The sequence below is a fragment of the Caldivirga sp. UBA161 genome (assembly GCF_002506515.1).
Classification (GTDB): Archaea; Thermoproteota; Thermoprotei; order Thermoproteales; family Thermocladiaceae; genus Caldivirga.
The window spans coordinates 1-20,221 of sequence record NZ_DAXS01000085.1 but is presented as its reverse complement, the minus strand read 5'-3'; the positions used below and the strand labels follow the sequence as shown (position 1 = coordinate 20,221).

Annotated in this window: 25 protein-coding genes; 14 read left to right on the top strand and 11 right to left on the bottom strand. The window is 42.4% G+C overall.

The window, feature by feature from the left end; genetic code table 11:
* Nucleotides 1–311: 311 nt before the first annotated feature.
* The 5 genes from BP896_RS09630 to BP896_RS09610 all read right to left on the bottom strand — a co-directional run bounded on the left by BP896_RS09630 (nucleotide 312) and on the right by BP896_RS09610 (nucleotide 2,388).
* Nucleotides 312–656 carry a cupin domain-containing protein gene (locus BP896_RS09630; RefSeq protein WP_291767897.1) on the bottom strand — a complete coding sequence of 115 codons (345 nt, stop codon included), beginning with the start codon at nucleotides 654–656 and terminating at the stop codon, nucleotides 312–314.
* A gap of 44 nt (nucleotides 657–700) precedes the next feature.
* Complete coding sequence (locus BP896_RS09625; protein ID WP_291767895.1) at nucleotides 701–925, bottom strand: hypothetical protein; 225 nt, start codon at nucleotides 923–925, stop codon at nucleotides 701–703.
* 72 nt (nucleotides 926–997) lie between these two features.
* Nucleotides 998–1,510 carry a hypothetical protein gene (locus tag BP896_RS09620; RefSeq protein ID WP_291767894.1) on the bottom strand — a complete coding sequence of 171 codons (513 nt, stop codon included), beginning with the start codon at nucleotides 1,508–1,510 and terminating at the stop codon, nucleotides 998–1,000.
* Between the two features lie 38 nt (nucleotides 1,511–1,548).
* A complete protein-coding gene (locus BP896_RS09615; RefSeq protein ID WP_291767892.1) occupies nucleotides 1,549–1,974 on the bottom strand; it encodes a UPF0179 family protein in 426 nt (141 codons plus the stop codon).
* 39 nt (nucleotides 1,975–2,013) lie between these two features.
* A complete protein-coding gene (locus tag BP896_RS09610) occupies nucleotides 2,014–2,388 on the bottom strand; it encodes a roadblock/LC7 domain-containing protein (protein ID WP_291767890.1) in 375 nt (124 codons plus the stop codon).
* A 117-nt stretch (nucleotides 2,389–2,505) separates the two neighbouring features.
* Here BP896_RS09610 and BP896_RS09605 point away from each other — a divergent pair, with 117 nt between their 5' ends.
* The 3 genes from BP896_RS09605 (at nucleotide 2,506) to BP896_RS09595 (ending at nucleotide 6,148) form a co-directional block, all read left to right on the top strand.
* Nucleotides 2,506–3,657 carry a lactate utilization protein B gene (locus tag BP896_RS09605; RefSeq protein WP_349681953.1) on the top strand — a complete coding sequence of 384 codons (1,152 nt, stop codon included), beginning with the start codon at nucleotides 2,506–2,508 and terminating at the stop codon, nucleotides 3,655–3,657.
* 12 nt (nucleotides 3,658–3,669) lie between these two features.
* Nucleotides 3,670–5,397: an amylo-alpha-1,6-glucosidase gene (locus tag BP896_RS09600; RefSeq protein WP_291767887.1), complete on the top strand. Its 1,728-nt coding sequence runs from the start codon at nucleotides 3,670–3,672 to the stop codon at nucleotides 5,395–5,397.
* A gap of 130 nt (nucleotides 5,398–5,527) precedes the next feature.
* Entirely contained in the window at nucleotides 5,528–6,148 is a 621-nt protein-coding gene (locus BP896_RS09595) for a hypothetical protein (protein ID WP_291767885.1), read from the top strand.
* On the opposite strand, the gene BP896_RS09590 is transcribed toward BP896_RS09595, so the two are convergent.
* Nucleotides 6,145–6,276 carry a hypothetical protein gene (locus BP896_RS09590; protein ID WP_291767884.1) on the bottom strand — a complete coding sequence of 44 codons (132 nt, stop codon included), beginning with the start codon at nucleotides 6,274–6,276 and terminating at the stop codon, nucleotides 6,145–6,147. The two genes, BP896_RS09595 and BP896_RS09590, sit on opposite strands and share 4 nt — an antisense overlap.
* Nucleotides 6,277–6,361: 85 nt before the next feature.
* Between BP896_RS09590 and BP896_RS09585 the strand changes: the two genes are divergently transcribed.
* Both BP896_RS09585 and BP896_RS09580 read left to right on the top strand, forming a co-directional pair.
* Complete coding sequence (locus BP896_RS09585; RefSeq protein WP_291767883.1) at nucleotides 6,362–6,598, top strand: hypothetical protein; 237 nt, start codon at nucleotides 6,362–6,364, stop codon at nucleotides 6,596–6,598.
* Nucleotides 6,599–6,653: 55 nt separating this feature from the next.
* Nucleotides 6,654–7,907 carry an SLC13 family permease gene (locus BP896_RS09580; protein WP_291767881.1) on the top strand — a complete coding sequence of 418 codons (1,254 nt, stop codon included), beginning with the start codon at nucleotides 6,654–6,656 and terminating at the stop codon, nucleotides 7,905–7,907.
* Nucleotides 7,908–7,940: 33 nt separating this feature from the next.
* Here the strand turns inward: BP896_RS09580 and BP896_RS09575 are convergent, their stop codons facing one another.
* Nucleotides 7,941–8,933, bottom strand: coding sequence for a dihydrodipicolinate reductase (locus tag BP896_RS09575; RefSeq protein WP_291767879.1), 993 nt, complete (start codon nucleotides 8,931–8,933; stop codon nucleotides 7,941–7,943).
* Between the two features lie 97 nt (nucleotides 8,934–9,030).
* Between BP896_RS09575 and BP896_RS09570 the strand changes: the two genes are divergently transcribed.
* Nucleotides 9,031–9,867 (top strand): class II glutamine amidotransferase, encoded by an 837-nt coding sequence (locus tag BP896_RS09570; RefSeq protein WP_291767877.1) that lies wholly within the window; start codon nucleotides 9,031–9,033, stop codon nucleotides 9,865–9,867.
* 55 nt (nucleotides 9,868–9,922) lie between these two features.
* A complete protein-coding gene (locus tag BP896_RS09565) occupies nucleotides 9,923–11,815 on the top strand; it encodes an arginine--tRNA ligase (protein WP_291767875.1) in 1,893 nt (630 codons plus the stop codon).
* Between the two features lies 1 nt (nucleotide 11,816).
* On the opposite strand, the gene BP896_RS09560 is transcribed toward BP896_RS09565, so the two are convergent.
* The gene (locus tag BP896_RS09560) at nucleotides 11,817–12,233 is read right to left on the bottom strand and encodes a hypothetical protein (RefSeq protein WP_291767873.1); all 417 of its coding nucleotides are present in this window, start codon (nucleotides 12,231–12,233) and stop codon (nucleotides 11,817–11,819) included.
* Nucleotides 12,234–12,394: 161 nt separating this feature from the next.
* On the opposite strand from BP896_RS09560, the gene BP896_RS09555 reads away from it, so the two are divergent.
* Both BP896_RS09555 and BP896_RS09550 read left to right on the top strand, forming a co-directional pair.
* Nucleotides 12,395–13,147 carry an SIMPL domain-containing protein gene (locus BP896_RS09555; RefSeq protein ID WP_291767871.1) on the top strand — a complete coding sequence of 251 codons (753 nt, stop codon included), beginning with the start codon at nucleotides 12,395–12,397 and terminating at the stop codon, nucleotides 13,145–13,147.
* A 214-nt stretch (nucleotides 13,148–13,361) separates the two neighbouring features.
* Complete coding sequence (locus tag BP896_RS09550; RefSeq protein WP_291767869.1) at nucleotides 13,362–13,901, top strand: Mut7-C RNAse domain-containing protein; 540 nt, start codon at nucleotides 13,362–13,364, stop codon at nucleotides 13,899–13,901.
* On the opposite strand, the gene BP896_RS09545 is transcribed toward BP896_RS09550, so the two are convergent.
* The gene (locus BP896_RS09545) at nucleotides 13,902–14,594 is read right to left on the bottom strand and encodes a recombinase family protein (RefSeq protein ID WP_291767867.1); all 693 of its coding nucleotides are present in this window, start codon (nucleotides 14,592–14,594) and stop codon (nucleotides 13,902–13,904) included.
* Nucleotides 14,595–14,666: 72 nt separating this feature from the next.
* On the bottom strand, nucleotides 14,667–15,035 hold the full coding sequence (locus BP896_RS09540) for a hypothetical protein (RefSeq protein ID WP_291767865.1): 369 nt from the start codon (nucleotides 15,033–15,035) through the stop codon (nucleotides 14,667–14,669).
* Between the two features lie 149 nt (nucleotides 15,036–15,184).
* Between BP896_RS09540 and BP896_RS09535 the strand changes: the two genes are divergently transcribed.
* The 3 genes from BP896_RS09535 (at nucleotide 15,185) to BP896_RS09525 (ending at nucleotide 18,554) form a co-directional block, all read left to right on the top strand.
* The gene (locus BP896_RS09535; protein ID WP_291767864.1) at nucleotides 15,185–15,760 is read left to right on the top strand and encodes a cysteine hydrolase; all 576 of its coding nucleotides are present in this window, start codon (nucleotides 15,185–15,187) and stop codon (nucleotides 15,758–15,760) included.
* A 53-nt stretch (nucleotides 15,761–15,813) separates the two neighbouring features.
* Entirely contained in the window at nucleotides 15,814–16,431 is a 618-nt protein-coding gene (locus BP896_RS09530; RefSeq protein WP_291767862.1) for a hypothetical protein, read from the top strand.
* A gap of 65 nt (nucleotides 16,432–16,496) precedes the next feature.
* Nucleotides 16,497–18,554: a Sip1-related alpha-galactosidase gene (locus BP896_RS09525; RefSeq protein WP_291767860.1), complete on the top strand. Its 2,058-nt coding sequence runs from the start codon at nucleotides 16,497–16,499 to the stop codon at nucleotides 18,552–18,554.
* A 4-nt stretch (nucleotides 18,555–18,558) separates the two neighbouring features.
* On the opposite strand, the gene BP896_RS09520 is transcribed toward BP896_RS09525, so the two are convergent.
* Nucleotides 18,559–19,269, bottom strand: a complete 711-nt coding sequence (locus tag BP896_RS09520; protein ID WP_291767858.1) for a hypothetical protein — start codon at nucleotides 19,267–19,269, stop codon at nucleotides 18,559–18,561.
* A gap of 245 nt (nucleotides 19,270–19,514) precedes the next feature.
* Between BP896_RS09520 and BP896_RS09515 the strand changes: the two genes are divergently transcribed.
* Nucleotides 19,515–19,709 (top strand): alcohol dehydrogenase catalytic domain-containing protein, encoded by a 195-nt coding sequence (locus BP896_RS09515; protein ID WP_291767856.1) that lies wholly within the window; start codon nucleotides 19,515–19,517, stop codon nucleotides 19,707–19,709.
* 193 nt (nucleotides 19,710–19,902) lie between these two features.
* Nucleotides 19,903–20,202: a zinc-binding dehydrogenase gene (locus BP896_RS09510; RefSeq protein WP_291767855.1), complete on the top strand. Its 300-nt coding sequence runs from the start codon at nucleotides 19,903–19,905 to the stop codon at nucleotides 20,200–20,202.
* Nucleotides 20,203–20,221: the final 19 nt, after the last annotated feature.

Sequence of the window (20,221 nt, the reverse complement as noted above, 5' to 3'; positions counted from 1 at the left end):
ACCTCACCAAGAACAGCACTCAAGGGTATTGAATCACCTCCACGTATACTTAAATTACTAAACATACGCTGATAATACCTGAGTGCTTAATAAATTTTATCCATCACATTAAACTCCTCATTTAATAACCATATAGTAGTTAAAAAGGTAAATTAAGAATTTGATTAATTTAAGGAGTAAAAATCCATGCATGAATAGCACTACATTTAAATAATATCATAGATAATGTAACTCCCCTAGTTGAGCTATGATATAACTATATTAGTTCATTAACCCCATTGGAGTTTACATAAAACTAACCCTTAAGGGGGTCATCTTAAATATTTATCCTCCCCCTTAAGCCAATCCTCCCTAATTGGGCTATATACATCTATTACCATTGAATCCTCCAGCGCCTCAACCTCATGCTCCATGTTTGAGGGTATGTGAACCACATCCCCAGCTTCAGCAATATACTCCTCATTATTTATTCTAAACCTTAACCTACCTGTTAATATTATTGAGAATTGTTCATTAATGTGTGCATGCCTCCTAACCTTAGCTCCCCTCTTAAACATGAATTGTGCGAGGGTCATTCTTTCACCGTTAATGTACCTCCTGATTGTTAATGGATTAACTTCCTCACCCCTCATGTTACCTAACCTATAAAGGGGCATAACTATGGGTTCAGTATTAGGTTATAAATATTGTACTTCATTACCTATAGGTTAGTCGCTTTAAGCGTAATCTCCATTCCCCTACTTACCCTATCCCCAATACTATAACTGGTGTGCTTCACGTCTAGTCTAGTGAACTTGTAGCCGCAGTATGGGCACCTCCCCCCAGTCCTCTTAATGAGTAGCTCCCAAATCTCATTATATGGCCTTAATCTCCTAAACACCATAACTACCCTACTGCAGTTTGTGCAGTAAAGTGCTATGACCATGATTTAGTGCTCCCTTAGTCATATATAAGGCTATCGTTACCATATTTAAGAAATACAATACTAGTAAATTACTTATGTATTATCAATTGTGAAAATTATTAACTCCCTACCGCCAACCTTAACGCCCTTATTAATCCTCACGGTAATGATATTGCCCTTAACATTAACCTCACCAGCCATTGATACCTCAGTAACATTACCAGGAAGCCACCATAATATGTCATAAGGGTATTCGGTAACTTCCTCCTCGTACTCATCCTCATAAGTGTTAACGCCGCTCTTTAAGGAGCCCTTAAACGTTATTAAAAATTCTATGAAGGGTAGGTTAACTGTTAATAGCCCAATGTTAACATGAATAACCTTAGCGTTAACCCTAATGCCATTAATCCTAATAACCTCCTCATCAAGGAAGCGCTGCATATTACGCCTCAGTAGGCTTAATTCCCTCCTATACTCCTCCTTAGTTAAATTAGCGTAGTAGTACTTGGGATCAGTGTAGTAGAAAACCGTGTACTGCCTAACAGTACCGTTAGTGTCCATTGTGAAAAAGCCCTTAGCATAAATGGGCTTAACCTCCTCAGACATTGATTTAACTGGAGTAAGCCCTAAACTTAACACTACCCCTAATCCAGCGGCTTAGCCTCCACTAGAAAGAACCAGCCGCTTCCACATTGCCTCCTTTCAATAATCTTAATTATCTTCACCCTACTTGGTAAAGCCCCCTCACTGGGGCATGGGTGGCATATGCACCATGACTTGTCGAAGGAGGTTATGGAACCCTCAATAATGTAAGGTAACTTAATGGGTAATATCAGATTCTCATCCTCCACAACCACAGGCACCATCTCATCACCGTTAAGTAGGCACTTATATGGGGATGGGTACTTAAGTGGCCTAACCTCAGTAATCCTGTAAACCCTTCCAGGCCTTAACCTACCCATACATATGCTGTAGAGTTTGCACCTAAGGCACTCCTCAGGTATCTTAATAACCCTAAAGTTCCCTCCAACCCTTGCCTGAGGCTTACTAATCAATGTTACAGTGGCCACCAATTAGAGTGAATTACTCTGGCTAAAAAGTCTTAATGCTCATGTTATTTTGGTTAAGGCATCGTCAAGTACCTTTATTGCCTTATCCTCCTCACTAGGGTCGTTATCCACAATGGTTAGCGCATAATCATTTCGCTTAACGTTTAATATGAATCCCTTGTCTGAGCGTATTATAGTGTACATGTGCTTATGATTACTCATGGTTAAGTTAGCCATCTCCTTAATATACGTAGTACTCAATGCTGCTAAGGTTGCTGTTAACGCAGCCCATCGATCCGGGTCACCTGCACCATTATAACTTATTAGGAGCCCATCAAGGCTTGCTACGTATATGCCCAGTAATCCCTTAAGCCTGCCTCTAATGTAAGTAATGACTACTGATAAATCCTCGGCATTCTGACCGATAACACTCATCAAGGCCTCTCCTACTGCCGATTTTTAAATATTCCATGTATGCTTCAGCGTTTAAGTTCCTTGAGTTCATTATCGATTACTTAAAAGGGATTAATTAGGTAGGCTAATTAGTGAACTATAATGGAGTATGATGAGGCAATTAGGAGGGCTGTGGAGGCTAATGTACCTAGAACCATGAGTATCCTCAACAAGTACCCTTACATAGATGAATTGGCTAAGGAGCTTAGGAAGGCTAAGGAGGAGGTTATTAGGAATCTAGAATACTACGTGGATAAGGCTATGAAGTCTATTCAGGCAATAGGGGCTAAGGCGTATTTCGCAAGGGATGGTGATGAGGCTAGGAGGATAATAGGTGGTATTGTGGGTAAGGGTAATGTTATAGTCTTAGGTAAAACAATGGTTGGTAGTGAGGTTGGGCTTAGGGAGTATTTAACAAGTATTGGTAATGAGGTTTGGGAAACCGACCTGGGTGAATTCCTACTTCAATTAACTGGCGATAAGCCAACTCATATAGTTGCCCCAGCACTACATATGACTAGGGAGAGGGCTGCCAGGGTTATTAAGGAGAAGCTGGGTGTGGATGTTAAACCTGACCCATCTGAAGTAGCTCAAGCTGCCAGGAGGTTCCTTAGGGATAAGTTCTTCAAGGCTAACTTTGGGATAACTGGGGCTAATGCGGTGGCGGCTGATACTGGGGCTGTATTATTGATTGAGAATGAGGGTAACATAAGGTTCACCACAGTGTCACCGCCAGTGCACATAGTTTTAACAGGTATTGATAAGATAGTTCCAACGCTGCACCACGCCTTCATGGAGGTTATGGTTCAAAGCGCCTATGCTGGGCTCTACCCACCAACATACGTTAACCTAGTGGCTGGGCCATCGACAACAGCTGATGTTGAGCAGACTAGGGTCTCCCCATCACATGGACCTAGGGAGGTCCATGTAATCCTCCTTGATAATGGTAGGTTAAAGGCATCTAAGGATGATTTACTTTGGGAAACATTACTATGCATTAGGTGCGGTAGATGCCACTTTCATTGCCCAGTCTATAGGGCTCTGGATGGCTCATGGGGTGAGTCCCCTTATGTAGGGCCAATGGGGGTTATGTGGACTGCTGTTGTTTACGGAATTGAGAAGGCTGGCCCGCATGCAATGTTGTGTATGCATGCCGGTACGTGCCGTGAGGCATGCCCAATGAAGATTAATATTCCTGAAATAATACAGGGGATTAAGGCAAGGTACATTAAGCTAGTGGCTAAGCGGTAAGGGTGGCTGGGCATGAGGATTAGTGATAAGCTTGAAATTTCAGGTAACATAACCTCAATAATAATGAATAGTGCGGGCATAGGGTTAAGTAGATTATTCTACGGAGAATACATTGAGGGTGAGTTAAGGGGTAGTGGTGCCACATTACTTAGGAGTTATTGGGATTACGGAGGAATTAGGAGGTATTGGAGTAATGGCGCCTTCGAATTCGCCTCAGTTTACGGTGACTTAATGGTTTACGCCTTAAGGGGCTATAGTGGTGTTCTTCAGGGGGAGTTTAAGGTGAGGGGCTTTAATGGTGTTGATGAGTTGGGGGATGGGTCAATTAATGTTAAACATGAGGGCGGCTTAATGAGGATTAAGGCTAATCAGCCCATTGGATTAAAGGTGGTGGATAATGGATTTACATTAACAATTAACGTTAATGGTGAATTAAAGGTTGCTACAGCTGCTGGTGGGCAGGTGAATGATGTAGATAAGGTGCTTAATAATGAATCTATAATTGAGTCCAAGAGGAGGCTGTGGTTAAGTACATTAATGAGTAATATTAGTGGGAGTGATTTAATTAAACTATGCTGGTACGTGATATTAACTAATAGGTGCAGTATACCTAATCACCCTGCATTAAGAAAGCCATTCAACATGCCCAGTAAGTACGTTTTCAAGCACCAATGGCTTTGGGACTCCTCATTCCACGCAATAGTGCTGAGGCATTATGACGCCAACATGGCTATGGAGGAGTTGGAGAACCTAATCATGAACCAGAAGCCTGATGGCAGGATTCCGCATGAAATATTCATGTCTAAGGAACTTTGTAAATCATTCTGGGGTATTGATGATTACTCACCGTGGACAACCCAACCACCAGTATTGGCTATAGCTGTTGATAGGATTCTATCAGTGAAGTGGGATGATGAATTCGCTAAGAATGCCCTCAATGCATTAATTAAGTATGATGAGTGGTTCAGGGGTCAAAGGGATAGGGACTCAGATTACCTATATGCGTACTTCGATCCACTGGAGAGTGGGTGGGATAATAGCCCCAGGTGGGATGAGGCCATTAGGAGGTTTAGGGAGAATCCACAGCGTTATGGGGTTTATGGGAAATTAACCATGGCTCCAGTTGAGGCAGTTGACTTAAATAGCTTAATCTACCTTCAAAGGAGGATTATTGCTAAGTTAGCTAGGAGGCTTGGTGAGCTTAATGCTGCTGAGCATTATGATGAATTAGCTGATGAGACCGCTAAGGCTATTAGGAGTATTATGTGGAGTGAGGAGGATGGCTTCTTCTACGATGCTTATGAGGAGAATCACGAGTTAATTAAGGTTAAGACACCTGCAGCCTACTTAACAATGTTCGCTGGAATAGCCACAGGTGAACAGGCTGAGAGGCTGGTGGTTCACTTGTTTAATGCTAGGGAGTTTTGGACTACATTCCCATTACCAAGCGTGAGCGCTGATGAATCAACCTATGACCCAACAGGCTACTGGAGGGGTAGGTCGTGGATTAACTTAGTGTGGTTCACGTACCATGGTTTAAGGAACTACGGCTACTATGAGGAGGCATCCAGGTTACTTAATAGGGTTATTGAAGTAATGGGTAGGTCAATGGCTTGTAATGAGAATTACAATAGTAGCACTGGGGAACCAATGGGTGCCCCTGATTTCGGTTGGTCTACGTTAATAATAGACATGGTTATGAGTGAGTTAAGTAATAAGCCCACTAGGAGTGCATTTTAATTACAGTACTTTACTTAACTTAATAATTATTTTTACATAATTCCGCAGCCTAAATAGGGCTTAATAGCTAAACACTGAATAACCTTTATTAACACCCTCTCCTCTGAATTCTAAAGAGGAGGCGGGAGCTGTGGAACCCCAAGCATGCGATAAGGGCGAGTTGGAAGGTATAGTGAATCAACTATTGATTGATGGATTAGTTAATGGTATTCAAAACATTAATCCAAGTGAAACAAGGGTATTGGCATCATTCGCTAAGGATGACTTCATAACCTACGTTAAGACACTTCATGGTAGTAGGTCACTAAACTACCTATGTAGGCTTTACAGGAATGGTGAATTAAAGGGATTTGTAAATGAATGGATTGAATTATGGGTTGTTAAATGGAGGCAGAGGGTTAAGTTAATGTTCCGTGAGAGTCAGGAGGATCAGGGAATGGAGTTTACTGATGATTTAAAATTGGTTGGTAAGAGGGAGATTGGGAAGATGGGTAGGTTAATTAGGAGGGCTCTCGTTGAGAACAATGAAATATGCGGTATTGATGCAGTGTCAAACTACTTAACTATGCAGTTCCTAAGGGAGTTAATAGACCTATATGGTGCATCAAGGGTTAGCCAAATGATTAAGGATAATGACCCAACCGTGTTATCCTACGTGGTATCAAGGGTTAATGATATTGCTAAGACCCAGCAACCACTGGTAATACTTTTCCTTAAGATAGATGAGAGGAGGCAATTATTCATGTATTAATTCTCAAGCTTTGAAGGCATTTGCCTAATCCTAACCCCATAATGTCTAAGCCTCTCTGCATTAGTTGGGTGCTCCTTAATTATCACTATCCATGGGTTATCCCTAAAACTATTAGTGTACTTATTCACATGACTTCAGGTGATTTAGGTGCATTTCAATATAATGGTTAAAATAACTAATAGCCTGATAAACTCCAAGCCGGTATTAAGGCTAATGGCCTTTGAATTAAAACTAACACTAGACTGCCCCCGCTGCGGTAATAAGCTCACGTTGAGGGAGTATAATAAGTATGTTCAATTATACTGCGATAAATGTAACCTAAGCATTACAATACGGAAGAGGATTATATTAATGAGGCATGTTGACTATGATGATGATATCCTAGACTGGTCCAGTGCATTAGACTTCCTGTACTCACTACTGAAGGGTAAGGCCACTGCATCATATTGAGGCACGCGTTAAATGGGCATAGGTTTATAAGAAGTCTACGTAGTGGGTGCTTGCCATGGAGTATAAGTTCATTGCGGCATCAATAGCCTTAATTATAACATACAGCCTAATAGCGTTAAGGGGTGCGTCAAGGAGGTTTGATGTACCAGCATGGGTAGCCATGTTAATTGGCGCATCAATAATGATAGCCACAGGGGTTGTAACCCCCACTGAGGCCTTAGATTCAATTAACTTAAACGTAATAATATTCCTCTTCTCCCTCTTCACCATAGCTTCAGCCCTTGAGGTAAGTGGCTTCCTATCCTACGTAGCCTATAGGCTCGTATCATCAAGTAGGAAAATGTATAATCTAATAGGTAAGGTATTCTTATCATCAGCCGTGTTAAGTATGGTTATTTCCAATGATGGTTTAGCAGCAAGCTTCACACCAATGATTATTGAGAGCGGTAAGGCAGCTGAAAACATTGACGTTAAGCCACTCCTCTACGCATTGGCCTATGGGGTTACCATAGGTTCGGTGATGATGCCCATTGGTAATCCGCAGAACCTCCTCATAGCCATTGAGTCAGGTATACCTAAGCCATTCATAAGTTTCATTAAGTACTTGGCAGTACCAACGTTAATCAACCTAGCAGTAACATATATCCTAATGCTCATCCTCTTCAGAAAGAGGGCCATGGATGACTTAGAGGTTAAGAGGCTGAACATAAGGCTAAATGACTCAGCATTATCTAACCTAGCGTTAATAATCCTAGTACTAATTGTTGCAGTACTTGTTGCATCAGACTTAGTTGGCCTAAACTTAAACGCAGCCTTAATTGCATTAATTGGCGCAACAGTGATATATGCCTTAAGCAGTAGGAGGGGTGAGGTTTTAAGTAATGTTGATTGGCAGACTCTAGTATTCTTCATGGGATTATTCATAGTTAGTGAGGGTGCATATGCTTCAGGCGTTTTAGGTTACCTGGCTCACGCATTACCAGCACCAACAACACTCTGGGGTATTTTCGCGGCAAGCATACTGTTGAGCCAAGTCATAAGTAATGTACCCATGGTTGCCTTATACCTACCCCTAATGATGAGCATAGGTGTTGGGCCAAATAATGTTAATGATTGGGTTGCATTAGCGGCTGCAAGCACTATTGCCGGTAATTTAACGCTAATAGGTGCTGCAAGTAACATAATAATACTACAGGCAAGTGAGAAGAGGGGTGGCCCACGCTTCAGTTACATGGAGTTCCTACTCTACGGTATACCAATAACCCTAGTTAATGCCGGTATTTACTACGCGTACTTAAAGTTCATTTAAGCGCTAAATTAAGCGTGGTTACGCCTATGAGCTTCACCAAGTGTATGAGTAGTTTATTAGGTCCTTAAGCGTAATTAATCCAGGCTTAGCCTCATTAACCCTCTTAGCCAAATTAACAATAACAGCGGCTGTGGCTGGATCACCGGGTGTTCCACTACTCCTCCAGGTTATGGTTGGTTCACCCTCAAGCCTAACCTCCTCATAATTCTCACATGCAACGCATGCCTTCAACTCAACCCTAATGACTTCACGCCCATTAATTAAACCAACCCCATAGCCATCAACACCACGGACTTGACCAGGCTCAATCTTAAAGTACTGCGTCTCATAATGCTTATCAGCTATTATAGCCTCCTGGCTCTCCTTAACCTCAGTGAGGTTAATGCCAATTATGCTTGCGGTTAATAGTATTGATTCAGCGAAGCCAACGTGAGCACTTATCTCACCCCTACTTAAGGCATCCTTAAACTGACTGGGAGTCATACCTAAACCAATCTTCCTCTGGAATGATTGCCTCCTCTCAGCTGCGTTAAGTGACCTAATGATGCTTATCCTATTAAGCCTCACCAGCGTTGTGGATAAGACCGCCGGTAATGCATCGAAAATGAAGCCTGGGTTAACTCCTGCGCCGAGCACAGTTGAGTCATGGTTCTTAGCGTAACTATCAATTAACTCAGCTAAGTCAGAATACCTATACCAAGGCCATGCTAATGTCTCGCATGTTGACACTACGTCGGCACCAACCTTAATTGCCTTAACCAACTGTGGGTAAACCTTATCAAGCCATGTGCCGGTTGAGTGAAGTACAATGTCAGGTTTTATGCTTGATAATACCTTATCAGCATCACTCTCAACCTTAACACCAATACTCTTCCCTAAGCCAATTACTTCACCAACATCCTTACCAACCTTACTTGGGTCAATGTCTATTGCCCCAACAACATCCATCTCCCTCTCTAAGGCAACCCTAGCTATTAATTGACCTATTGGGCCTAAACCATAAACCACAATCCTCAAATTACCCATAATCCTGCCTAATAATTAAGGGTGTTTAAGTATTTGCATTCTCCAATATGAGTATGCATAACATTACTTATAAGCCTTCAGTATTATAGGCTTAACCATGTGCAGGTTCGTAGCCTTAACGGTAAGTGGCCCTGAATTAGTTAAGGAGTCTTTACTTAAACTTAAGGATGCTGCTAAAGTAGACCCAATGGGGCCCAGTGGCGTAATTAATCATAGTGATGGGTGGGGTTTAGCAGTAATGCAGGGTAACCCTAGGAATGGCACCCTCACGCTGTATAAGGCCACTAAACCCATTTATAATGACCCAAGCTTCAACACTATCCTCGAATCAATTACCCAATTAAATAACGTAGTATACAGTGGTGTGGCTCATGTGCTTAACGCTGACGATAAGAATGTGGTTAATGCAATAACAGTACACCCCACTAATGCTCAGGTTAATGATGGGGAATTGTACATAGTTCATAACGGTGTCGTGGATAAGCTTAAGGTTTACGAATACTTGAGGAGTAAGTATGGCATTAAGCTTAATGTTGAGTCAATGAATGACACCTACGTATTGGCTCAATTACTGGCTAGAATCTACGATGATGTAGGTGACTTAATGCATTCGTTAAGTAGGTTAGCTGGCCTAATTAGGGATGGTAATTGGCTTAAATCAGCATTAAACACCGGTATTCTGCTTGTTAAGCCAAGTGAAGTTAAAGTATACGTAACGTTAATGTACAGTCCAAGCGTCTTAAACAATGAGAGGAGAAGGAAGTACTATAACTTATTCATGATTAAGTCTAATAAAGGCACCTTAATGGCGTCCAGCACACTCATTAGGGCTTACGGCCTAGGTAATGATACTGCTGAGGAGGTTGAGCCTAGGGGTAATGAGTTAATTCAATGCGTATTAAGCCCAAGTTCCATTAATTGTGAGGAGGCTTAGTTAAGGTCCTGTTTAATGGAGGAAATGTTTTTAGCCTTACAATGATTAAGCTCCAGTGGAGTATAATCCCTATAGGGCCTTAGTGAATGAGTTTAAGGATATTGCAGCCAAGTTAACTGGTGTGGAGGATTTACAGGTTATTAGGGCTAGGGCTGGCTTCGGATACTTATCCATACCCCTTCACGACTTAATTAGGAGTAGGCCTAACTTAAGTAGTGAGATTAATGAGGGGATTAGGGGGGTTAAGGCCCATTACCTAGTGGACTTAAGGTTTATTAACGGCTTCCTGAATGCTAACGTTAATTTAATCAACTACGGTAAGCTGGTTCTTGACTCAACCATAGGCCTAGGGCCTAATTACGGTAAGGTTCCTGATTTGAGGAGGCTTAACATTATAGTTGAGCACACTAGCGCTAATCCACTTCACCCACTGCACATTGGGCACTGTAGGAATATGGTTCTGGGCGATTCCTTAGTTAGGTTACTTAGGTTCATGGGTCATAATGCCTCAGCCAGATTCTACCTTGATGATACTGGTATTCAGGTAATGTACCTTGCCTTAGGTTACAGTAAGGTTAAGGAATTAGTCAGGAGGCGTATTGAGTCTAGTCAAAAGCCTGACCACGTAATGTGGATAATATACTCAGTAACTAATGCCATTGCTGAGGTTCAGAGAATTACTAAGGCGCTTGAGGGTAAGGGTGAGGAGGAGTATAGGGAGTTGATTAAGGAGAGGGATGAGTGGGTTGGGGTTATTGCAGATTGGTTAAGTAGAGATAAGGAGCTTGTTAACACTCTGGTGGAGTCCTTATCAAGCATTGACGTTAATGCTGAGGTTGCCAGGATGGCTAAGGCTTATGAGGATGGTGATGAGGGGGTTAAGGGCATTGTGAGGGAAGCTGTTAACCTTGTTCTTAAAGGTTTTGAGGAGACCTTCAAGTTATTTAACGTTAAATTTGATGCATATGATTGGGAATCCGAGATAGCAATCTACAGTGGTTTAGCTAAACGCATAATAATGAACCTTGCTAAGGCAGCGCCAGGCTACGTGGAGTTTAAGGATGGTGTATACGTGTTTAGGGCTGATAAGGCTGCTGCGGATCTTAAGCTTTGGGATGAACTTAAGTTACCTAAATTCATACCGCCTGCAACGTTAAACAGGAGTGATGGTACAACACTATACTTAACCAGGGATGTGGCTTACGCAGTATGGTGCTTAACAAACTGTAACCCAGATGCCGTGATAAGGGTTATTGCAGTGGAGCAAACACACCCCCAGGCTCAATTGAGGATTATACTTAAGTTACTTGGTTATGATGCATCCCGCATAGTGCACTATGCCTACGAGATGGTTAACCTGGGTGATGCTAAGATGAGTAGCCGCAGGGGGCAAGCAGTGACTATTGATGGCCTCCTTGATGATGCTGTTAAGAGGGTTAAGGCAATAGCCTCAGGGCGTGGTGGATTAAACACTGATGATGTAGCCTACGCAGTTGCTGTGGGGGCTATTAGGTATTATTTTGTCTCAGTATCACCCAGTAAGCAAATAGTCTTTGATTGGGGTAGGGTACTGGATATGAATCAGAATAGTGGGCCATTCATACAGTACACTTACGTGAGGGCCCACTCAATATTAAGTAAGGCAAATTTAGAGCCCACTCAATATATTGTGCCAAGTGGTTTAAGCCCAGAGGAGGGTAACTTAATACTAATGATTGGTGAATTCCCTGAGGTTTTATTGAGGGTTTCAGAGGACCTTAAGTTGGAGAATCTGGTTAGTTTCATTAATAGATTAGCCCTGGAGTTCAATACATTTTATGAGAAGTACCCTGTCATAAATGCTGAGCCTGGGCTTAGGGAGTTTAGGCTTGCCTTGGTTAAGGCTGTTAAAATAGTGTTGGAGAATTCAATGGGCATACTGGGTATACCGGTGTTAAGTAGAATGTAGCCTACTCAGCCAACTTAACGTTAATCTTAATCCCACTCCTAATATAGTACTCATCTAACTTACCCCTAACACTAACTGTAACTAGGAGTTCAGTATCCAACGGCGTCCTAATGCCCTCAGCCAACTTAACCAGCACCTTATCGTCGCTTATCAGTATTGACCCCACTGAGGAATCCTTTAAGGCAGCATCAACAACCTTAAAGTAACCCCTAATCATACCCCTCTGGTATAGTTGAATAATGGCGTACTGCTTAACGTTAACTGGATTTATAATGACCCTCTTAGCCATAATCCTCTTAACTGCTGAAACCAACCTATAATCACTAAGGGATTCAACGAATATTACGAAACCAAGCACAATTATCACTAACGAGAATACTATATCCAGGAATAGTGGAGAGATGACTATGGTAGCCATTACTTAACCCAACCACGGTGAGCTTAATAAACACTATTCCCCCAAACCTCAAACCACATTAATTAAAAGCAGATAGCATGGTAATTAAGCATATTGTACTAGCCATTTGAATGTAATGTACCACGGGGTAGGTAAATAATATTGGGCGTGCACTAACCCTGATGAAGGCCAGTAATGCAGTAATAGCGGCAATACTCGCAGTGGTTGCCGCCATAGTACTTTTAGCCGGCTACCACGGCGGCTACAGTAGTGTGAGCAATGTTGCCTCAACTGATTGCACATTAAACACTACCGTTAATGTAGGGGCCTCATACAGCACCTCAATACCTCCAAGTGGCTTCACGGTTAGTGTAACAATAGAAACCCCGTCACCGGATATGAATGCCACTAGGGCTTACATAAATGTGGTAACCAGGGCTGATGAGGCAATTAACCTAGTTAAGGGGCTTGGATTAAACTACACAGGCTCCTTCTCAATGAATCCACAGTATGGTCAATATGGCGTGTTTGAGGGTTATAAGGTAGCCTACTCAATGACTATAATAGTACCATTAAATCAAACCTTACTCGGGGAATTGTTAACTGACCTAGTTAGCGTTGGGGTAGATAGTGTATCAATAGGATCCTACATTAATCCAGAGTTAACTCAGGAGGCTAAATTATACGCCTTAAAGATGGCTGTTTTAAACGCCTACAGTAAAGTTAATGCCATAGCCAGTGCATTAAATGAAACCATAGCCTCAGTTAAGGTTGTTAACGAGCAGTATTACATTTATCAACCAGCACCCTACCTATATGAGTTAGCGGTATTAGCGCCCCCTACATCAGGATTACCATCACCACCCCAGATTAGTCCAGGGCCGGGATCAGCCACTGCATCAGTGACGATGATTGCAGTATTGTGTAAGGGTTGATTTAATGCATTAAATTATACATATTTAAAAAATATTTTTATCTCCAATAATTACCAACCTTATGATTATGGCCTTAATATTCACTAAATTCCAGGCAGTGGATTATTCAGTTTAGGACCACTTCATCAGTTTTCAGACGTACTCCCTTACATCACCTGTACCCCTCCTTGGCGGTAAATTATTAAGCCTTGCCTGCGTTTAGTATAGGTGCTTAATGAGGGCTATAGGTTTAGTTAAGCCGTGTGAGGTTGCTGGGGGGATTGTTTACGTTGACTCCATGCTTGGTTGGTTATCTAGGTGGCTGAGGATGATTGGTGTAGCCACTGTTTATAGGGATGATTTTAATGATGATGAGTTAATCGGCTTAAATGAATTAGTTATAACTAGGGATAAGGGCTTATTTAATAGGAGGCATGGTAATACACTACTCCTGTTAACTGATGATCATATTCATTGGCTTGCAGCATCATCAATAGTGCTTAACGTTAAGCCTCATATAGGTGATGATTCACTATGCCCATTATGCGGTGGTAGGTTAATTAAGGTGAATTCAGGGAGTGCCATTGGTGAAGTGCCGATTAATGTTATTAAGAGGAATCCAGTACTCTATAGGTGTGAGTCATGTGGTAGGTATTATTGGGTTGGTAGCCATCATAGGGGTATTGGGCATATATTAGCTGTAGCTAATGAGTTAATTAGTAAATGCATTATTGAGCATAATGGTTCTGAATGCCTAATAAGCGTGAATGAGTGATTAAGGCTTCAGGTAGCCGCAGTTTGGGCAGTACCATGTGTTGTATTGTTCATCCCACTTAAGCCTATGGAAGCACCTTGGGCATGTGCTTGGCGGCGGCGTTAATACGCCGTTACTGTACAGTATCTTCCTAACCTGCCTCTCGCTTAAACCCACTTTACTTGAAATTAACTTTATGGATTCACCATGCTGGTAAAGCGCGGCAACTGCCTTAGCTAGGCTTGGGTCAACCCTAGTAGCCTTAACAATACCCTTAGCCCTAAGGGCAGCCCTAGTCCTCTCCCTAATTAGGTAGCGTTCATAGTCTGCTGCCCAGGCCAGTATGCTTAAGACTAGCCTCCTAACCATTGGGTTAAGGTCCTGTAGGAACTCCTCACGTACGCTAATGACGCTGATGCCATCCTCATCCAGCTTCCTAAGCAGGTTAAAGAGGTCTGTGAAGCTCCTACTAAGCCTATCAAGGCTGTAAACCACAAGTAGGTTAACCCCATTAGCCCTAGCGTAATCAATACTCTTCCTAAACCCCTCCCTCTCCAATGCAGGTATGCTACCACTCACGCCCTGGTCAATGAAGAATTCCCTAACCTCAATACCCCTCATTGAGGCGAATTTAACTATACCACTCCGCTGAGCATCAAGGCCAAGCTCCTGCTCCTCAGTGGAGACCCTTAAGTAGGCTACTGCATTAACCACTTCCCCTCTAATGGGTGTGGGAGTAAATAATGCTTATGCTTAAGGAAATTTAAGTGAATTTAAGGAATAGTACTATGGCATGTTTCGCATCAGTTTCTGCCTAGTGTTTACATCAAGCATGTTAAGTACCCTACTGATTATTGAGGCATCCCTATCAGCTAGCCTCTTATTAAGGCTTGAAACCACATTCCTCCTAAGCGTTAAACCAGCCTTAACAATGTCATCAGGGTAACTGGCCAGTATCTTCATTGTTGTTAAACACCAGTTAATGTACTCCTGGTCAGTGGCTCTTTCGGCTAGGGTTTGAATCACCGCCCTTAAGGTGTTGAATGCTTCATCCTGCTTCATCTTAAAGAGGCCCTCCAAAACACCCCTAATGGTGCTTTCCCTCTGGTTTTCAGGCATTCTAGCCACTGATATTGGATCTAGTTGAGTTGACATAACTTAATATATGCTTTACTATTTAAATATATTCTGCAGTATTGAATAGTATTAGCTACCACGACTACTTTAATGAGCTCTCGATGGAGTCTGATTTTAGTTTATTTATAATGGGGAATGGTTTATTAGCGGGTGGAGGCGATATCGGTATGGCGCTTAATCTAAATGAGGGTACTTTAAGGGATATACTTAAGCCAAGTAATTCAATACTTGTGGTTTGGGATGTGCATAAGGCCCTCTACAACTCAATATTCAATAAGGATGAATTCCTGAACGCCTTAAATAGGGTCATTGATGCTGCCAGGAGGGTTAAGGTACCCATAGTCTTCACTAAAATAACACCATACCCAAGGGGCTTTGAACCACCCACGGTTAGGTTAATGCAGTGGAGGGGTGGGTTTAGGCCTGAGGAAATGGATCTGATTATTCAGCCCCAGGAGGGTGACATAGTGCTTAATAAGAATACTTGGAGCATATTCGTTGGCACTAACTTTGAACTACTATTACGTAACTCAGGTAAATCAACAGTAGTATTCACAGGCATAGCAACTGATATTGGTGTTGAGACTAGTGCTAGGCATGCTTATGCCTTAGGCTTCATTCCGGTTATAATTAGTGATGCTGTTTCATCGCATAGTAGGGATGGGCATGAGAGGTCCCTGCAGAATATGAGGATGTTCTTCCCAGTGATAACATCAAGTGACTTGGCTAAAATATGGGCTTAAGTGCTTTAAAAAGATAAGTTTATATTCTTCAGTATCAATCTTATTACCTTGTAATGGCTAGTTTCATTATTGCCAAAGCCATGGAGTTTCTGGAGAAGTGGATTAAGGAGAATGGGTTAGTGGAGGTGGATAAGGGTGATGACTACATGATTTGTAAGGAGGGTAATAATACGGTAATGTATAGAGGCCTCTACTTGGAAATACCCACTGAGAGTGATGTTGCTAAGGAGATTGCATTGATGGCTAAGGACAGGACCCTCTACAATAAATACTACATAGTCACCACACTTGAGGTAGTGAATTTCATTGATGGCGGATTAATTAAGAAGCTGGGTATAGGGGTTATGGTTATTGATGGTTCATCAATTAAGGAGGTTATGAAGAGTATACCCATTGAGACAACGCCTAGTAAGGGGCGGGACACTGATCAAAGGATTGAACACTTGGAGAAGGTTATCAGTAACCTTGAGGGTAGGGTTAAGGAGCTTGAGGACAAGATTAATCAATTAATGCAGGTGGTTAATGAGCTTAGGCATAGTGCTCAGAGGGGTGAGGAGGCCACTAGGGCGAGGGCGGTGGAGCAGGTTAACGTGCAGGTGCCTGATAATGTACCAAGCTTCGTTAAGGATAACCCATGGTTAGGCATATTAATGAGTAAGTCAGCCACCTAAGCCTCAATCCGTCAATAAATCATGCTTGATAATACTTTAAAACTAAGGCTGGGGATTCAACCTTAATGAATATAAGTAACCCAATTTCCAGCCTAATAATAAACTTTGATGACGGCTCAACCTGCAGTGTGGAATCACCATCAGTTTCCTTCAACCTCTGTGGTTTTGGTTCAGGTGAATTAAGGATTATTAATGATGAATCAACCATACTTGTGGGCTTAACCCTCAAGTCAAGTAAGCAATTAAGTAAGTACCCAGTATCCCTGGTGCTTAATCAACCTAAACCAATTAAGGTACTAGCCTTAACCTTCCTAGGCTTGGCAGGCCCATTCATAGGTAGGGCATTCGGTTACTATAATTACGTCGCCCAGGGTAAGCAACCAAGATCAGAGCCGCCACCCGATAAGCCTGAATACCCACCTAAAATTAAGGCCACTGGCTTAGTGGAGTCTGATCCATTAGACTGCTGGTCCTACCCAATGCTTATTAACGACTACAGCGAGCTACATCCCTATACTGTAATGGCCCTTGCCGATTCAGGCAATGGAACATACACTGCATTATTCACATTCTCCAACAGCCAATTAACGGCATGGCTAGATAAGGGCCCCACTGTAAGAACCTACACCAGTAAGCCCAGTGGTGAGGTTAAGTTAAGTTACGTACTCTCCATAGCCACCAGTAATGACCCATATGATGCAGTGGCTAAGGCAGCCTCCTCAGCCTCCAGGGTGGCTGTGTTTAAGACTAGGGAGAGTAAGGTTAAGCCATTATTCATGAATGGGCTAGGTTGGTGCAGTTGGAATGCGTTACTCAGCGATGATTTAAGCCACGATAATGTAGTAAAGATTGTTAAGGGGCTTAAGGATAGGGGTGTACCCATTAGTTGGGTTATTATTGATGATGGTTGGCAAGAACTCTGGAACGGCGTAATTAACAGTATTGAGCCAAGTAGGGTGAAGTTCCCAAGGGGCTTCAGGAGCCTCGTGAATGAGTTAAGGGGCTTGGGGGTTAATGACGTTGGATTATGGTTCACAATAAACCTATACTGGAACGGAGCCTCTGAGGTGTTTATTAGGGCCCTTAACGCCGAGGGCTTTAAGACCAGTAGGGGTTATGTCCCTAAGCCTAACCTTGAGGATGCATTCAGGCTTTACGATGCGTGGTTTAAGGTGCTTAAGGATTACGGCTTCAGCTTCGTTAAGGTTGATAACCAATGGTCAATACACCACCTATACAGGGGGTTTGCTAACGATGCTGAGGCCACTGCAGCCGTTGAATTAGGCCTCCAATTGGCAGCTAACATTAATGGTTTCGATATCTTAAACTGCATGAGTATGCTTCCAGGTAATTACAGTAATTACGCCATTAGTAATGCCTTAAGGATTTCAATAGACTACATCCCAATGTGGAGGGCTGACGCTAAGCTACACACAATGTGGAGCGCCTACAATAGCCTACTCTACAGTAAATTCGGCTACCCAGACTACGACATGTGGATTACATACGACCCATCAGCCAGGTTAATAGCCGTTAGCCGCATCTTCAGTGGTGGCCCAGTGTACATTACTGACCGTGAGCCTGAGAGGACTAATGTTAATTTAATTAAGTGGATCACCCTAAGTAATGGTGAGGTTGTTAGGGTTGATGAACCAGCGGTACCAACTAGAGATGTATTATTCAGTGACCCATATAATGAGGCTACGTTACTTAAATTAGCCTCAACTGTTAACGGCTACCCAGCATTAGCCTTCATGAATGTTAATAAGGATGGTGTTAGGATTAGTGAGGAGTTTAAGTTAAGTAGCGTGCCCATGAGGTTGAGTGGACAATACGTATACTATAAGGTCACCAGTGGTGAATGGGGTATTGTTAATGCTGATGGCTCAATTAAGGTTGAGTTAAGTGAATTGGAGTCTGAAGTAGTGGTGTTGGCGCCGCTAATTAACGGTAAGGCAGTTATAGGTATTGTAGAGAAGGCTCTACCACCATACCCAATTAAGGTAACTTCAATTAACGGTGAATTAGCCGTTGAGGCTAGGGAGAATGGGGCACTGGCTTATGTCAAGGAGGGGAGGCTTGAGAAGGTTAATGTAAGGGTTGGGGAAAGGGTTAAGGTGTAGTGGGTCACTTAGTTCTTGAGTAATTAATTATGCAGCATGATATGCAGGAATTCCTAGGTATTGTGACTAACCATAGTGAGAGTGAGCCATGGGGGTAAAGCGTTTGATTACCCATTGATACTAATTGCTCAGGCTTATTAACAATTAAGTAGTACCAAGCATCCATCATTAGTACAGTAACATTACTAATCCTCAACACGTTAACTTGAGGAGACTTTACGGCTAATAATGGTACAATATAATTGTAGGTAACGGAGCCCACTAACTCATTACCCCTATATACGCTTAACTCCACTAAGTAATTACCCTTATAGTAAGTGGTGTTGAGGACCCTTACATCAATTGAGTATTCACCCATGGTTACATTACTAAGCCAGATTAAGGCATTATTAATGGATAATTCAATTGGCGCGTAACAGTAGGTTAAGTTATCTATCGTTAGTGAATCCGAGTTAATTACATTAATACTCAGTAGGCTACTTAGGCTAATACCATGCAAATACTCCTGGGGTGGGGATGAGTTTACGGCCTGCAGGAGTAGTGCCTTCGTTTCATTGATTCCCCAGGATATTAATGAAGTGTACATTAATTGAGTATTATTAATCGGGTGCCTTATTGTTAATACAGTTATGCTAATTGCATATACACCCACTAGAAGTAGTATAGTTAAGATAACTGGCATTACGTAGAAGTTCACTGGTCCCCTCCTAGCCATAAGGGTAAAACAGTGCAGGCTTTAAACCGTTTACCGCATTCCTCACTTTAAATAGTATTTTAAACCCAAATAATTAAGCATGAGGTTAGGTTCCTTAATTACTATTGAAACCAATCTCAACCACCAGCCTAATTTATTTAAGCCAACAGTGGAAGGCAATAGGTATGAAGTGCCCTTCTTTGAGAAGATGGGTTAGATAACTTAAAGATAGCTGATGTTCAGACCCAGAGGTTGGCCCACATGATGTGAGGATTAGGATGGCTGGTGTGAATCCAATAGACTACTCCGTGGTTAACGGTATTACAGTGAAGCCCATGCCTCATATTCCCGATGCCGAAATTTACGGTGAGGTTAATGCTGTGGGAGATCATGTTAGTAATATGAAGGTTGGGGATAGGGTGTTGGTCCATAACAGGGGTTTTCGATGGGGCATGCGATAATGTGCCTATCCTCGATGGAGATGCTGTGTAGGAGTGTGGGGGAATAATGGGTGTGGTGACTAATGGGGATTCACCGAGTACTTCGTAGCTCCGGATAGGAATGTCCTTAAGATACTTGATTACATTAGCAATGAGTTAGCAGTCAGCATTCCGTTTCAGCACCTCTAGGAATATTGGCTAATTCGCTAAGAAGATGGATGCCACTGTGATTTCGGTAAGTAGGAGGGGTTGGTTAAGGGAGCTTGGCGCAGACTACGTGGTGGGTTATGATAAAGTGGTGGATGAGGCTTCCAAAATAACTAACGGCAAGATGGCTAACGTAGTGGTTAACTCAGTGGGTGCCTCAGTCTGGGATTCAAGCCTCCAAGTCCTAGGTGTAAATGGAAGAATCGTATTCTTCGGGGGAATAACAAGAGCCAACGTTAACGTAAACTTATCACGAATATACGGAGCCCATGCTAAACTCATAGGAACCACCGGAGGTAACAGCTAACCTCCTCCCTGCCCTTTAG